The following is a 17,491-nucleotide window of genomic DNA, read 5'->3' on the forward strand; positions in this document are numbered from 1 at the left end:
TCAGAGTAGATGTTCTTCTCCAACCATTGGCGTTTATAAGCCGTTCAGCAAAATGAACTTCTGAACAGAACCGCAGTCTGCTTTTTATATTCTCATGAATTAATGAAATATAATTATGGATAGAACCTCTGTTGGTTTCAGTGGCAAATACGCAAGACCTGGTAATGATTACACCCAACCGGATAACCATGCCACTTCTTCAAGGCATGGGCGATATAGACAGAGTACAGTCAGACAGCGGCATAGTACCCCCCGCACTACCCCGGGGCGTAATGAATTTTACCATTCTTCTGGCGCACGCTCTTCTCAACATCTACAGCGCCGCTCAGTAAACCCTGCTCAAGATTTTAATGCGCTCATCAAACAGGAAATAATGGATGATCTGGTGAATAAATCTTATCGTTTCGGTGATCGCTATGATGGGAGACATCACGGTCTGTATACTGATTCAATTAAAAGATACACATCAGCTGCTAAAAGACCGTTAAATCAAGCTGAACAAAGCCAGCTGATACGTTTGCTGCAAAATTTTACCGTAACACGGCGTTGGGACTGGCGAAGCCTTACGACAACACTACATTCATTGACTTCAGCGGGTTTTTTTACCCCTCATAACCCCATGGATGAGCGTGTCAAGCTAACTCAAGCATCCTTATTGTCCACTCTGCTTGACGCAATAATATTCAAGTGCAACCAAAAACCTCAAGCCAGGGACATTGATGCCCGGGGAATCGCCAACCAGCTGTGGGCCATGGCGAAACTGGTGGACAACGGGCAGGAGCAGACACCAGGGCTCAAAGAGGCCGTGGTCGCGTTGTTGCCCCACGTAAACGCAAAGAAAGACCAATTTATTCCTCTGCATATCGCCAACCTGCTGTGGGCCATGGCGAAACTGGTGGACAACTTGCGGGAGTGGACACCAGGGCTCAAAGAGGCTGTGGCCACACTGTTGCCCCTCGTGAACACACAGAAAAACCAACTTAACGCCCGGGACATTTCCAACCTGCTATGGGCCATTACGAAACTGGTGAACAACGGGCTGGAGCGGACACCAGGGCTCAAAGAGGCAGTGGCCGCGCTGTTGCTCCAAGTGAACGCACAAAAAGATCAATTTATTCCTCAGGGTATCGCTAACCTGCTGTGGGCCATGGCGAAACTGGTGAACCACGGGCACGAACAGACACCAGGGCTCAAAGAGGCCGTGGCCGCGTTATTGCCCCACGTAAACACATGGAAAGACCAATTTAATGCCCAGGATATCGGCAACCTGCTGTGGGCCATGGCGAAACTGGTGGATAACGGCCAGGAGCAGACGCCAAAGCTTAAAGAGACCGTAGCCGCGCTGTTGCCCCACGTGAACGCACAGAAAGACCAATTTAATGCCCAGTGTATCGCCAACCTGCTGTGGGCCATGGCGAAACTGGTGGACAACGGGCAGGAGCGGACACCAGGGCTCAACGTGGCCGTGGCCGCGCTGTTGCCCCACGTGAACGCACAGAAAGACCAATTTAATGCCCAGTGTATCGCCAACCTGCTGTGGGCCATGGCGAAACTGGTGGACAACTTGCAGGAGTGGACACCAGAGCTCAAAGAGGCCGTGACCGCGCTGTTGCTCCAAGTGAACGCACAAAAAGATCAATTTATTCCTCAGGGTATCGCTAACCTGCTGTGGGCCATGGCGAAACTGGTGAACCACGGGCACGAACAGACACCAGAGCTCAAAGAGGCCGTGGCCGCGTTATTGCCCCACGTGAACACATGGAAAGACCAATTTAATGCCCAGGATATCGGCAACCTGCTGTGGGCCATGGCGAAACTGGTGGACAACGGGCAGGAGCAGACGCCAGAGCTTAAAGAGACCGTAGCCGCACTGTTGCCCCACGTGAACGCACAGAAAGACCAATTTAATGCCCAGGCTATCGCCAACCTGCTGTGGGCTATGGCGAAACTGGTGGACAACGGGCAGGAGCGGACACCAGGGCTTAACGAGGCCGTGGCCGCGCTGTTAACCCACGTAAACGCACAGAAAGACCAATTTAATGCCCAGGCTACCGCCAACCTGCTGTGGGCTATGGCAAAACTGGTGGACAACGGGCAGGAGCGGACACCAGGGCTCAACGAGGCCGTGGCCGCGCTGTTGCCCCACGTGAACGCACAGAAAGACCAATTTAAAGCCCAGGGTATCGCCAACCTGTTGTGGGCCACGGCGAAACTGGGTGAGCTCGTTGAGCTGAACGTGGTTACATCCACGTTCGAATCGTTTGTCTACCGAATCAGTGAAAACCCTCAGCTCTCTCAGCAAGCGATATTGATATCTCTCTGGGGAGTAATGGTATGCTGTGGCAGGTTGTATCTGGACTGCAATGCCAATAAAAATAGTGTGCTTGAAACGCACATGGATATCCTGTTGACTCGCCTGGAAAATACATTCCCAGATAATGAAGAGGATCAAACCACCATTGCCATGGCCGCCAGTTGGCTTGGCAGAGCGTGTCCGTTCACCCCCCATTACCAGACAATCGTTTCAAAACGTCAATCCGACTTCCGCAATCAACTCCAATCCTGTATGCCCTCTTTGAAGATTGAAGAAGAAAAGAGTTTGAACTCATTACCTCCGGTTGACCTGTTACTGCCAGATCACAACATTATTATTGAAGTTCAGGGGCCGTTTCATTACGTGAATGGTGATTTCCAAACCAGGAAAGGTGCGACTCTGCTGAAAACCGCACTGTTGCAAAAAGCAGGGTTTGAAGTCATTGAAATCCCGGTTAACCAGCTTTGTAACCAGGATTTAATGAAACCATTTATTGATCAAGTAAAGAAGAGAACAAACAGCCAGTAATCGTCTCCCTGTCATCATGACTCAGGAACCGTTTTTACAATTCAGAGTAGATGTTCTTCTCCAGCCACTTGCGTTTATAAACCGTTCAGCAAAATGAACTTCTGAACAGAACCGCAGTCTGCTTTTTATATTCTCATGAATTAATGAAATATAATTATGGATAGAAGATCTTCTGGTATCAGTGGCCGATACACAAGATCAGGTAATGATTACAACCAACCGAATAACCATGCCCCTTCTTCAGGGCGTGGACGATATAGGCATGCCACAGTCAGACCATGGGATCATCCCCCCCGAACTGTGCCGGATCGCAATGAATTTTACCATTCTTCTGGCACACGCTCTTCTCAACATCTACAGTGCCGTTCAGTAAACCCTGCTCAAGATTTTAATGCCCTCATCACACAGGAAATAATGGATGATCTGTTGAGTAAATCGGATCATTTCGGTCATCGCTATAATGGAAAAAATCACAGTCAATTTGCCAATTCAATTAAAGAATACACGTCAGCTGCTAAAAGACCGTTAAACCGGGCGGAACAAAGCCAGCTGATGCGTATGTTGCAAAACTTTATCCCAACACGTAGCTGGAATTGGCGAAGCCTGACGACAACACTTCATTCATTGACTTCAGCGGGTGTTTTTACCCCTCATTTCCCCATGGATGAGCGTGTCAAGCTTACTCAAGCTCACTTATTGTCAACGCTACTGGATGCAATAATATTTAACTGCAGCCAAAAACCTCAAGCCAGGAATATTGATGCCCGGGGTATCGCCAACCTGCTTTGGGCCATGGCGAAACTGGTGGACAAAGGGCAGAGGCAGACACCGGAGTTTAACAAGGCCGTTGTCGCGCTGTTGCCCCACGTGAGCGCAATGAAAGACCAATTTAAGGCCCAGGGCATTGCCAACCTGCTTTGGGCCATGGCGAAACTGGTGGACAAAGGGCAGAAGCAGACACCGGAGTTTAACAAGGCCGTTGTCGCGCTGTTGCCCCACGTGAGCGCAATGAAAGACCAATTTAAGGCCCAGGGCATTGCCAACCTGCTGTGGGCCATGGCGAAACTGGTGGACAACGGGCTGGAGCAGACACCAGGGTTCAAAGAGGCCGTGGCCGCCTTGTTGCCCCACGTGAACGCACAGAAAAACCAATTTATTCCTCAGGGTATCGCCAACCTGCTGTGGGCCATGGCGAAACTGGTGGAAAATACGCAGCAACAGACACCAGGGCTCAACGAGGCCACGGCCGCCCTGTTGCCTCTCGTGAACGCACAGAGAGACCATTTTATTCCTCAACATATCGCCAACCTGTTGTGGGCCATGGCGAAACTGGTGGACAACGGGCTGGAGCAGACACCAGAGCTCAACGAGGCCTTGGCCGCCCTGTTGCCCCTCGTGCACGCACAGAAAAACCAACTTAATGCCCAGGGCATTGCCAACCTGCTGTGGGCCATTACGAAACTGGTGAACAACGGGCAGGAGTGGACACCAGAGTTCAATGCGGCCGTGGCCGCCCTGTTGCCCCTCGTGAACGCACAGAAAAACCAACTTAATGCCGTGGGAATCGCCAAACTGTTGTGGGCCATGGCGAAACTGGTGGACATCGGGCAGGAGCAAACACCAGAGCTCAACGAGGCCGTGGCTGCACTTTTGCCCTACGTGAACGCACAAAAAGACCAATTTAATGCCCAGCATGTTGCCAACCTTCTGTGGGTCATGGCGAAACTGGTGGACAATGGGCTGGAGCAGACACCCGGGCTCAACGAAGCACTGGTCGCACTGTTGCCCCAGGTGAACACACAGAAAGACCAATTTAATGTCCGGGATATCGCCAACCTGCTGTGGGCCATGGCAAAACTGGTGGACAACGAGCAGAAGCCGACACCCGGGCTCAACGAGGCCGTGGCCACGCTACTGCCCCACGTGAAAGTACAGAAAGCTAACTTTAAACCACAGGATATCTCCAACCTGTTGTGGGCCATGGCAAAACTGGTAGACAACAGGTTCAAGCAGACACCAGAGTTCAACGAAACCGTGACTACGCTGTTGACCTGCGTGATCATACAAAAAGCTAACTTTAACCCACAGGAAATCGCCAACCTGCTTTGGGCCATGGCAAAACTGGGGGATAACGGGCAGGAGCAAACACCAGGGCTCTACGGGGCCGTAGCTGAGCTGTTACACCGGGTGAACGCACAGGAAGACCAATTTATTGCCCAGCATGTTGCCAACCTGCTGTGGGCCACGGCCAAACTGGGTGAACTCATTGAGCTGAACCTGGCTACCTCTGCGTGCGAATCGCTTGTCTATCGAATCAGTGAGAACCTTGAGTTTTCCAGGGAAGAGATATCGATGTCTCTCTGGGGAGTCATGGTATGCTGTGCCAGGCTGGCTCTAGACTCCAATGCCAATAAAAATAACGTACTTGAAAAGCACATGGATGACCTGTTGACTCGCCTGAAAAATAACTCGCCGCATGATGAAGAGGATCAATCCACCATGATCATGGCCTCAAGTTGGCTTGGCAGAGCGTGTCCGGTCGTCCGCCAGTACCAGACAGCCATTTCAAAAACCCAGGCCGACTTCCGCAATCAACTCCAATCCTGTATGCCCTCTTTGAAGATTGAAGAAGAAAAGAGTTTGAACTCATTGCCTCCGGTTGACCTGTTATTGCCAGATCACAACATGGTGATTGAAGTTCAGGGACCGTCTCATTACGTGGGAGGTGATTTCAAAACCAGGAAAGGTTCGACTCTGCTGAAAATCGCACTGCTAAAAAAATCAGGATTTGAGGTCATTGAAATCCCGGTTAACCGGCTTTGGCACCAGGATGTAATGAAACCATTTATTGATCAAATAAAGAAGAGAACAAACAGCCAGTAATCGTCTCCCTGCCATCATGACTCAAGAACCGTTTTCACAATTCAGAGTAGATGTTCTTCTCCAGCCATTTGCGTTTATAAACCGTTCAGAAAAATGAACTTCTGAACAGAACCGCAGTCTGCTTTTTATATTCTCATGAATTAATGAAATATAATTATGGATGGAAGATCTGCTGGTATCAGTAGTAATTACACCAGATCAAGTAATGATTACAACAAACTGAATAACCATGCCCCTTCTTCAGGGCGTGGACGATATAGACATGCCACAGTCAGACCATGGGATATTCCCCCCCGCAATGCCCCGGGGCGCAATGAATTTTACCACTCTTCTGGCACACGCTCTTCTCAAAATCTACAGTGCCGTTCAGTAAACCCTGCACAAGATTTTAATGCCCTCATTAAACAGGAAATAATGGATGATCTGGTGAGTAAATCGAATCATTTCGGTCATCGCTATGATGGGAGAAATCACGGGCAATATGCCAGTTTAATTAAAAAATACACGTCAGCTGCTGAAAGACCGTTAAATCGAGCGGAACAAAGCCAGCTGATACGTTTGCTGCAAAATTTTACCGCAACACGGAGCTGGAATTGGCGAAGCCTGACGACAACACTTCACTCATTGACTTCAGCGGGTGTTTTTACCCTACATAAACCCATGGATGAGCGAGTTAAACTTACTCAGGCTAACTTATTGTCAACACTCTTTGATGCAATAATATTTCACTGCAACCAAACACCTCAAGCCAGGGATATTGATGCCCAGGGTATTGCCAACCTGCTGTGGGCAATGGCAAAAATGTTGGACAACGGGCAGGAACGGACACCAGAGTTCAACGAGGCCGTTGTCACGCTGCTGTCCCATGTGAACGCACAGAAAGACCAATTTCAGGCCCAGGGCATTGCCAACCTGCTGTGGGCCATGGCGAAGCTGGTGGACAACGGGCTGGAGCCGACACCAGGGCTCAAAGAGGCCTTAGCTGCCCTGTTGCCCCTCGTGAAGGCACAGAAAGACCAATTTTGGGCCCAGGCCATTGCCAACCTGCTGTGGGCCATGGCGAAACTGGTGGACAACGGGCTGGAGCGGGCACCGGGGCTCAAAGAGGCCTTAGCCGCCCTGTTGCCCCTCGTGAACGCACAAAGAAATCAACTTAATGCCCAGTGCATTGCCAACCTGCTGTGGGCCATGGCGAAACTGGTGGACAACGAACTGGAGCCGACACCAGGGCTCAAAGAGGCCGTGGCCGCCCTGCTGCCCCTCCTGGACGCACAGAAAAACCGACTTAATGCCCAGGGCATTGCCAACCTGCTGTGGGCCATGGCGAAACTGGTGGACAACGGGCTGGAGCAGACACTGGGGTTCAAAGAGGCCGTGGCCGCCCTGTTGCCCCTCGTGAACGCACATAAAGACCAATTTATTCCCCAGGCTATCACCAACCTGCTGTGGGCCGTGGCGAAACTGGTGGACAATGGGCAGGAGCAGACACCGGGGCTCAACGGGGCCGTGGCCGCACTGTTGCCTCTCGTGAACGCACAGAAAGACCAATTTATTCCTCAGCATATCGCCAACATGCTGTGGGCCATGGCGAAACTGGTGGACAATGGGCAGGAGCAGACACCAGAGTTCAAAAAGGCCGTGGCCGCCCTGTTGCCCCACGTGAACGCACAGAAAGATCAATTTATTCCTCAGGCTGTCGCCAACCTGCTGTGGGCCATGGTGAAACTGGTGGAAAATACGCAGCAGCAGACACCAGGGCTCAACGAGGCCGTGGCCGCCCTGTTACCCCTAGTGAACGTACAGAAAGCTAACTTTAAACCACAGGGTATCGCCAACCTGTTGTGGGCCATGGCGAAACTGGTGGACATTACGCAGGAGCGGACACCAGAACTCAACGAGGCCGTGACCGCTCTGTTGCCCCATGTGAACGCACAAAAAGACCAATTTATTGCCCAGCATGTTGCCAACCTGCTGTGGATCATGGCGAAACTGGTGGACAATGGGCAGGAGCAGACACCAGAGTTCAACGAGGCCGTAGCCGCACTGTTGCCCTGCGTGAACGCAAAAAAAGACCAATTCAATGCCCGGGATATCTCCAACCAGCTGTGGGCCATGGCGAAACTGGTGGAAAATATGCAGCAGCAGACACCCGGGCTGAACAAGGCCGTGGCCACGCTATTGCCCCACGTGAAAATACAGAAAGCTAACTTTAAACAACAGGATATCGCCAACATGCTGTGGGCCATGGCGAAACTGGTAGACAACAGGTACGAGCAGACACCAGAGTTCAACAAATCCGTGGCTGCGCTGTTGACCTGCGTGATCGTACAAAAAGCTAACTTTAACCCACAGGAAATCGCCAACCTGCTGTGGGCCATGGCAAAACTGGTGGATAATGGGCAGGAGCAAACACCAGGGCTCTACGAGGCCGTGGCCGCGCTGTTGCACCGGGTGAACGCACAGGAAGACCAATTTAATGCCCAGGGTATTGCCAACCTGCTGTGGTCCACGGCCAAACTGGGTGAACTCATTGAGCTGAATGTGGCCACCTCTACGTGCGAATCGCTTGTCTATCGAATCAGTAAGAACCTTCAGTTTTCTCAGGAAGAGATATCGATGTCTCTCTGGGGAGTCATGGTATGCTGTGCCAGGTTGGCTCTGGTCTCCAAAACCAATAAAAGTAATGTGCTTGAAAAGCACATGGCTGACCTGTTGACGCGCCTGGAAAATACCTCACCAGATAATGAAGAGGATCGATCCAACATGATCATGGCCTCAAGTTGGCTTGGCAGAGCGTGTCTGGTCGTCCGCCATTACCAGACAGCCATTTCAAAAACCCAGGCCGACTTCCGCAATCAACTCCAATCATGTATGCCCTCTTTGAAGATTGAAGAAGAAAAGAGTTTGAAGTCATTACCTCCGGTTGACCTGTTACTGCCAGATCACAACATGGTGATTGAAATTCAGGGACCGTCTCATTACGTGGGTGGTGATTTCAACACCAGGAAAGGTTCGACGCTGCTGAAAATCGCACTTCTGCAAAAATCAGGATTTGAGGTCATTGAAATCCCGGTTAACCGGCTTTGTAACCAGGATTTAATGAAACCATTTATTGATCAAATAAAGAAGAGAACAAACAGCCACTAATCGCCTCCCTGCCATCGTGACTCAGGAACCGTTTTCACAATTCAGAGCAGTTGTTCTCCTCCAACCACTTGCGTTTATAAACCGTTCAGCAAAATGAACTTCTGAACAGAACAGCAGTCTGCTTTTTATATTCTCATGAATTAATGAAATATAATTATGGATAGAAGATCTGCTGGTATCAGTGGTAAATACATAAGATCAGGTAATAATTACAACCAACCGAATAACCATGCCTCTTCTTCAGGGCGTGGACGATATAGGCATGCCACAGTCAGACCATGGGATAATCCCCCCAGCACTACACTGGGTCGCAATGATTTTTACCATTCTTCTGGCACACGCTCTTCTCAACATCTACAGTACCGTTCAGTAAACCCTGCTCAAGATTTTAATGCCCTCATTAGACAGGAAATAATGGATGATCTGGTGAGTAAATCGGATCATTTCGGTCATCGCTATAATGGAAAAAATCACAGTCAATTTGCCTGTTCAATTAAAGAATACACGTCAGCTGCTAAAAAACCGTTAAACCGGGCGGAACAAAGCCAGCTGATACGTATGCTGCAAAATTTTACCCCAACACGGAGTTGGAATTGGCGAAGCCTGACGACAACACTTCATTCATTAACTTCAGCGGGTGTTTTTACCCCTCATTACCCCATGGATGAGCGTGTTAAGATTACTCAAGCTCACCTATTGTCAACGCTACTTGGTGCAATAATATTTAACTGCAGCCAAAAACCTCAAGCCAGGAATATTGATGCCCGGGGTATCGCCAACCTGCTTTGGGCCATGGCGAAACTGGTGGACAACGGGCAGAAGCAGACACCGGAGTTCAACGAGGCCGTTGTCGCGCTGTTGCCCCACGTGAGCGCAAGGAAAGACCAATTTAAGGCCCAGGGCATTGCCAACCTGCTGTGGGCCATGGCGAAACTGGTGGACAACGGGCTGGAGCAGACACCAGAGTTCAAAGAGGCCATGGATGCCCTGTTGACCCACGTGAACATACAGAAAGACCAATTCAATGCTCAGGGTATCGCCAACCTGCTGTGGGCCATGACGAAACTGGTGGACAACGGGGAGTGGACACCGGAGCTCAAAGAAACTGTGGCCGCGCTGTTCCCCCATGTGATCGCACAGAAAGATCAATTTAATACCCAGAATATTGTCAACCTGCTGTGGGCCATCGCGAAACTTTCGGACAACGGGCAGAAGCGGACACCAGAGCTCAACGAGGCCGTAGCCGCGCTGTTGCGCCATGTGAGCACACAGAAAGATCAACTTAATACCCAGAATATTGCCAACCTGCTGTGGGCCATCGCGAAACTGTCGGACAACAGGCAAAAGCGGATACCAGAACTCAACCAGGCCGTAGCCACGCTGCTACCCCACGTGAACGTACAAAAAGATAACTTTAAACCACAGGGTATCGCCAACCTGCTGTGGGCCCTGGCAAAACTGGTGGACAACGGCCAGGAGCGGACACCAGGGTTCAACGAGGCCGTGGCTGCCCTGTTGCCCAATGTGAACGCACAGAAAGACCAATTTATTCCTCAGCATATCGCCAACCTGCTGTGGGCCATGGCGAAACTGGTGGACAATGGTCAGGAGCAGACACCAGGGCTCAACGAAGCCCTGGTCGCGCTGTTGCCCCGGGTGAACGCACAGAAAACCCAATTTCATGCCCAGTTTATTGCCAACCTGCTGTGGGCCATGGCGAAACTGGTGGACAACGGGCAGGAGCGGACACCAGCACTCAACGAGGTCGTGGCCAAGCTATTGCCCCAAGTGATCACACAGAAAGCTAACTTTAAACCACAGGAAATCACCAACCTGCTGTGGGCCATGGCGAAACTGGTGGACAACGGGCAGGAGCGGACACCAGCGCTCAACGAGGCCATGGCCGCGTTGTTGCCCCACGTGAGCGCACAGAAAGCCAACTTTACACCACAGGGTATTGCCAATCTGCTGTGGGCCATGGCGAAACTGGTGGACAACGGGCAGGAGTCGACATCAGAACTCAACGACGCCGTGACCGCACTGTTGCCCCACGTGAGTGCACAGAGAGCTGCCTTTAAACCACAAGGTATCGCCAACCTGCTGTGGGCCATGGCAAAACTGGTGGACAACGGGCAGGAGTCGACACCAGAACTCAACGAGGCCGTGACCGCACTGTTGCCCCACGTGAATGCACAGAGAGCTACCTTTAAACCACAAGAGATCGCCAACATGCTATGGGCCATGGCGAAACTGGTGGACAACGGGCAGGAGCAGACACCAGCGCTTAACAAGGCCGTGGTCGCACTGTTGCCCCGCGTGAAAATACAGAAAGACCAGTTTATTCCTCAGCACATCGTTAACCTGCTGTGGGCCATGGCGAAACTGGTGGATAACGGGCAGGAGTGGACACCAGAGTTCAAAGCGACTGTGGCGGCGCTGTTACCCCACGTGAGCGCACGGAAAGCTAACTTTACACCACAGGGTATCGCCAACCTGCTGTGGGCCATGGCGAAGCTGGGTGAACTCGTTGAGCTGAATGTGGTTACCTCTGCATTCGAATCGCTTGTCTACCGAATCAGTGAAACCCCTCAGCTCTCCAGACAAGATATATCGATGTCTCTCTGGGGCGTAATGGTATGCTGTGCCAGGTTGTCTCTAGACTCCAATGCCAATAAAAATAACGTGCTTGATAAGCACATGGATTTCCTGTTGACTCGCCTGGAAAATACATTCCCAGATAATGAAGAGGATCAAACCACCATTGCCATGGCCGCCAGTTGGCTTGGCAGAGCGTGTCCGTTCAACCCCGATTACCAGACAATCGTTTCAAAACGTCAATCCGACTTCCGCAATCAACTCCAATCATGTATGCCCTCTTTGAAGATTGAAGAAGAAAAGAGTTTGCACTCATTGCCTCCGGTTGACCTGCTACTGCCAGATCACAACATGGTGATTGAAGTTCAGGGACCGTCTCATTACGTGGGTGGTGATTTCAACACCAGGAACGGTTCGACTCTGCTGAAAATCGCACTGCTGCAAAAATCAGGATTTGAGGTCATTGAAATCCCGGTTAACCGGCTTTGTAAACAGGATTTAATGAAACCATTTATTGATCAAATAAAGAAGAGAACAAACAAACAGTAATCGTTTCCCTGCCATGATGACTCAAGAACCGTTGTCACAATTCAGAGTAGATGCTCTCCTCCAACCACTTGCGTTTATAGACAGTTCAGCAAAATGAACTTCTGAACAGAACCGCAGTCTGCTTTTTATATTCTCATGAATTAATGAAATATAATTATGGATAGAAGATCTGCTGGTATCAGTGGTAAATACACAAAATCAGGTAATAATTACAACCAACCGAATAACCATGCCCCTTCTTCAGGGCGTGGACGATATAGGCATGCCACAGTCAGACCATGGGATAATCCCCCCCGCACTGCACCGGATCGCAATGAATGTTACCATTCTTCTGGCACACGCTCTTCTCAACATCTACAGTACCGTTCAGTAAACCCTGCTCAGAATTTTAATGCCCTCATCAAACAGGAAATAATGGATGATCTGGTGAGTAAATCGGATCATTTCGGTCACCGCTATGATGGGAGAAATCACGGGCAATATGCCAGTTTAATTAAAAAATACACGTCAGCTGCTGAAAGACCGTTAAATCGAGCTGAACAAAGCCAGCTAATACGTTTGCTGAAAAATTTCACAGCAAAGCGGAGCTGGAACTGGCGAAGCCTGACGACAACACTTCATTCTTTTACTTCAGCGGGTGTTTTTGCCTTTCATAAACCCATAGATGAGCGTGTTAAGCTTACTCAAGCTCATTTATTGTCAACGCTAATTGATGCAATAATATTTAACTGCAGCCAAAAAACTGAAGCCAGGAATATTGATGCCCGGGGTATCGCCAACCTGCTTTGGGCCATGGCGAAACTGGTGGACAACGGGCTTGAGCGGACATCAGAGTTCAACGAGGCCGTTGTCGCGCTGTTGCCCCACGTGAACGCACAGAAAGACCAATTTAAGGCCCTGGGCATTGCCAACCTGCTGTGGGCCATGGCGAAACTGGTGGACAACGGGCTGGAGCGGACATCAGGGCTCAACGAGGCCGTTGTCGCGCTGTTGCCCCACGTGAACGCACAGAAAGACCAGCTTGAGGTCCAGGGCATTGCCAACCTGCTGTGGGCCATGGCGAAACTGGTGGACAACGGACTGGAACAGACACCAGAACTCAACGAGGCCGTGGCCGCCCTTTTGCCCTTCGTGAACGCACAGAAAAACCAACTTAATGCCCAGGCCATTGCCAACCTGCTGTGGGCCATGGCGAAACTGGTGGACAACGGGCTGGAGCAGACACTGTGGCTCAACGGGGCCGTGGCCGCCCTGTTGCCCCTCGTGAACGCACAGAAAGACCAATTTATTCCTCAGCATATCGCCAACCTGCTGTGGGCCATGGCGAAACTGGTGGACCACGGGCAGACGCAGACACAGGGGCTCAACGAGGCTGTGGTCGCCCTGTTGCCCCTCGTGAACGCACAGAAAAACCAACTTAATGCCCAGGCCATTGCCAACCTGCTGTGGGCCATTACGAAACTGGTGGACAACAGGCAGGAGTGGACACCAGAGTTCAAAGCGGCCGTGGCCGCTTTGTTGCCCCTCGTGAACGCACAGAAAAATCAACTTAATGCCCAGGGAATCGCCAACCTGTTGTGGGCCATGGCGAAACTGGTGGACAACGGGCTGGAGCGGACACAGGGACTCAACGAGGCCGTGGCCGCCCTGCTGCCCCACATGAACGCACAGAAAAACCAACTTAATGCCCAGGCCATTGCCAACCTGCTGTGGGCCATGGCGAAACTGGTGGACAACGAGCAGAAGCAGACACCCGGGCTCAACGAGGCCGTGGCCGCCCTGCTGCCCCTCGTGAACGCACAGAAAGACCAATTTACTCCTCAGCATATCACCAACCTGCTGTGGGCCATGGCGAAACTGGTGGACCACGGGCAGGAGCAGATACAGGCGTTCAACGAGGCCGTGGCCGCCCTGTTGCCCCTCGTGAACGCACAGAAAAACCAACTTAATGCCCAGGCCATTGCCAACCTGCTGTGGGCAATGGCGAAACTGGTGGACAACGAGCAGAAGCAGACACCCGGGCTCAAAGAGGCCGTGGCCGCCCTGCTGCCCCTCGTGAACGCACAGAAAGACCAATTTACTCCTCAGCATATCACCAACCTGCTGTGGGCCATGGCGAAACTGGTGGACCACGGGCAGGAGCAGACACAGGCGTTCAACGAGGCCGTGGCCGCCCTGTTGCCCCTCGTGAACGCACAGAAAAACCAACTTAATGCCCAGGCCATTGCCAACCTGCTGTGGGCCATGGCGAAACTGGTGGACAACGGGCAAGAGCAGACACCAGAGTTCAAAGAGGCCGTGGCCGCGCTGTTGCCTCTCGTGAACGCACAGAAAGACCAATTTATTCCTCAGCATATCGCCAACCTGCTGTGGGCCATGGCGAAACTGGGTGAGCTCGTTGAGTTGAACGTGGTTGCTTCTACGTTCGAATCTCTTGTGTACAGAATCAGTGAAAACCCTCAATTCCCTCAACAAGATATATCGATGTCTCTCTGGGGAGTCATGGTATGCTGTGCCAGGTTGGTTCTAGACTCCAATGCTAATAAAAATAACGTGTTTGAAAATCACATGGATGACCTGTTGACTCGCCTGGAAAATACATCGCCAGATAATGAAGATGATCAATCCATCATGATCATGGCCGCCAGTTGGCTTGGCAGAGCGAGTCCGGTCGTTCGCCATTACCAGACAGCCATTTCAAAAACCCAAGCCGAATTCCGCGATCGACTCCAATCATCTATTCCATCTTTGAAGATTGAAGAAGAAAAGAGTCTGAACTCATTACCTCCGGTTGACCTGCTTCTGCCAGATCACAACGTTGTAATTGAAGTTCAGGGGCCGTCTCATTACGTGGGTGGTGATTTCAAAACCAGGAATGGTTCGACTCTGCTGAAAATCGCACTGCTGCAAAAAGCAGGATTTGAGGTCATTGAAATCCCGGTTACCCAGCTTGGGAGCCCGGACTCAATAAAACGATGTATTGATCAAATAAAGATCAGGGTAGACATCCTGGCACAGCGGCATGGCTCTGCATCACTTACTCAAACGCGAGGGGCAGGTGAGCCATATGTTACTGACGATAAAGGATGGCAAGATCACTGTGACTTAACTACCGAAGGACATTCAGTAAAGCAAACAGGTAAACCAAAAAGTAGAAAAAAGAAGAGAAAAAAAAGGCCAGTAACCTCTTCCCTTCCATCATGACTCAAGAACCGTTTTCACATTTCAGGGAAGGCGGGCTTCCAACTTTTCAATACCTGCCATCAGGGATAGTTATACTGTTTGCAGTCATCAACTGAAAAGAACAGCCCCGATAACAGCCGATGACTATCCATCCTCCTCCCTTTTGCGTTACCCTTACCCACAACCTGACGCACGATAGATAATAGAAACACGTCTGCTGTATTGCGTATTTCAGAATAAAAAGAAGATAACTGCCTTATGAGCTTTGAAAGTACCGACCAGTATATCGCTACCGATGACCTGAAAATGGCCGTCAATGCTGCCGTAACGTTACAACGCCCTCTCCTTATTAAAGGAGAACCCGGCACCGGCAAGACCATGCTGGCAGAACAGGTGGCCCGTTCCCTGGGCAAAGAGCTGCTGCAATGGCATATCAAATCCACCACCAAGGCCCAGCAGGGGCTCTACGAATACGATGCGGTATCCCGCCTTAGAGACTCTCAACTGGGTGATGAGCGGGTTCACGATATCAGCAATTACATTGTCAAAGGCAAACTCTGGGAAGCCTTTGAGTCAGACCAGCAGTCGGTTTTGCTGATCGATGAAATAGACAAGGCAGATATTGAATTCCCCAATGACCTGCTGCAAGAGCTGGACAAGATGGAGTTCAATGTTTACGAGACCCAACAACAGATAAAAGCCCGACAACGCCCTATTGTCATTATCACCAGTAACAACGAGAAAGAGCTGCCCGATGCGTTTTTACGACGCTGCTTCTTTCATTACATCAGCTTTCCTGATGCAGAAACCATGCGGGAAATTGTCCAGGTACACTTTCCTGACCTGCAGAAAAAACTGGTGGATGAGGCCCTACAGGTATTTTTTGAACTCAGGGAGATCCCCGGTCTCAAGAAGAAGCCCTCGACTTCCGAGCTGATCGACTGGCTGAAACTGCTCAATTCCGACGATATCCCGGCAGATATTCTTCAAACCCGTGATACCAGAAGTGCCATTCCCCCGCTTCATGGTGCACTGGTAAAAAATGAGCAGGATGTCCATCTGCTGGAACGACTGGCCTTTATGAGTCGACGCGGTTAACCGGCCTGAGGACTCACCATGCTGACCAATTTTTTTGAAACCGTCCGGGCATTTGGTGTACCTGCCACCACCCGGGAATATCTCGACCTGCTGGCGGCACTGGATGCAAAACTGATCTACGCCGACCAGGAAGGCTTTTACCAGTTATCAAGAACCATTCTGGTCAAGGATGAAAGGCATTACGACAAGTTTGATAAAGCCTGCCAGGCTTTTTTCAACGGCCTTGACTCCATGGATGACATGCTGGAAGCACTGATACCTGAAGAATGGTTAAGGCAGGCGTTTATCCGACAGCTGTCCGATGATGACAAGGCAAACATCCAGGGCATGAAAAACCTGCGGGAATTACTCGATACATTCCGACAGAGAATGGAGGAACAGAAAAGTCGTCACCAGGGCGGTAATAAATGGATTGGCACTGGCGGAACCTCACCGTTTGGCGCTTATGGCTATAATCCTTCCGGCATTCGGATTGGTCAGGATCAATCCAGACACCGTAAAGCCACCAAAGTCTGGGATAAGCGGGAGTTTAAAAACCTGGATGATAACGAGCAACTCGGCAGCCGCAATATGAAAATGGCACTGCGCCGATTACGCCGCTTTGCCCGCCAGGGGGCAGCAGACCAGCTGGATCTTGATGATACCGTCCGCTCAACGGCCAGCAAGGGTATGCTGGATATCAAGATGGTGCCTGAACGCCATAATGCCGTGAAAGTGCTGCTGTTCATGGATATTGGCGGCTCAATGGACGATTACGTTCGCCTGTGTGAAGAGCTGTTTGCCTGCTGCCGAACTGAGTTTAAACACCTTGAGTTCTATTACTTCCATAACTACCTCTATGAAAGTGTCTGGCAGGATAACCGTCGTCGTCAGCAGGAGCGCATCAGCCTCTGGGATGTGATTCACCGCTACGGCAAGGATTACCGGGTGATTTTTGTGGGCGACGCCGCCATGTCTCCCTATGAAATTACCTCACCCGGCGGCAGTGTCGAACATTTCAATGAAGAGGCCGGTCATGTCTGGATGTCACGGCTGAAAGCCCACTTTGACCGGGTCGCATGGCTGAACCCCTCCCCGCAACATGCCTGGCAATATACCTCATCAACACGATTGATTGATGAGCAAATGGAAGGCAAGATGTTCCCCCTGACCATTAATGGCCTGGAAGAGGCAATGGGCTATCTTGCTGGATAA

7 protein-coding genes are annotated in these 17,491 nt (G+C 50.9%); all 7 read left to right on the forward strand.

All coding sequences use genetic code 11. The features are described from left to right. The first annotated feature begins 115 nt into the window (after positions 1-115). The 7 genes from J7439_RS08510 to J7439_RS08540 all read left to right on the forward strand — a co-directional run bounded on the left by J7439_RS08510 (position 116) and on the right by J7439_RS08540 (position 17,491). Positions 116-2,842 (forward strand): DUF1601 domain-containing protein, encoded by a 2,727-nt coding sequence (locus J7439_RS08510; RefSeq protein ID WP_209201404.1) that lies wholly within the window; start codon positions 116-118, stop codon positions 2,840-2,842. 156 nt (positions 2,843-2,998) lie between these two features. Further along, complete coding sequence (locus J7439_RS08515; protein WP_209201405.1) at positions 2,999-5,725, forward strand: RAP domain-containing protein; 2,727 nt, start codon at positions 2,999-3,001, stop codon at positions 5,723-5,725. A gap of 156 nt (positions 5,726-5,881) precedes the next feature. Further along, positions 5,882-8,872 carry an RAP domain-containing protein gene (locus tag J7439_RS08520; protein WP_209201406.1) on the forward strand — a complete coding sequence of 997 codons (2,991 nt, stop codon included), beginning with the start codon at positions 5,882-5,884 and terminating at the stop codon, positions 8,870-8,872. Positions 8,873-9,028: 156 nt separating this feature from the next. After that, entirely contained in the window at positions 9,029-12,016 is a 2,988-nt protein-coding gene (locus J7439_RS08525) for a DUF1601 domain-containing protein (RefSeq protein WP_209201407.1), read from the forward strand. Positions 12,017-12,172: 156 nt separating this feature from the next. Beyond that, entirely contained in the window at positions 12,173-15,220 is a 3,048-nt protein-coding gene (locus tag J7439_RS08530) for an RAP domain-containing protein (protein WP_209201408.1), read from the forward strand. 237 nt (positions 15,221-15,457) lie between these two features. After that, a complete protein-coding gene (locus J7439_RS08535) occupies positions 15,458-16,297 on the forward strand; it encodes an AAA family ATPase (protein ID WP_209201409.1) in 840 nt (279 codons plus the stop codon). Positions 16,298-16,315: 18 nt separating this feature from the next. After that, positions 16,316-17,491: a vWA domain-containing protein gene (locus J7439_RS08540; protein WP_209201410.1), complete on the forward strand. Its 1,176-nt coding sequence runs from the start codon at positions 16,316-16,318 to the stop codon at positions 17,489-17,491.

Origin of the sequence: Salinisphaera sp. G21_0 (assembly GCF_017744115.1) — a bacterium.
Classification (GTDB): domain Bacteria; phylum Pseudomonadota; class Gammaproteobacteria; order Pseudomonadales; family Endozoicomonadaceae; genus Endozoicomonas.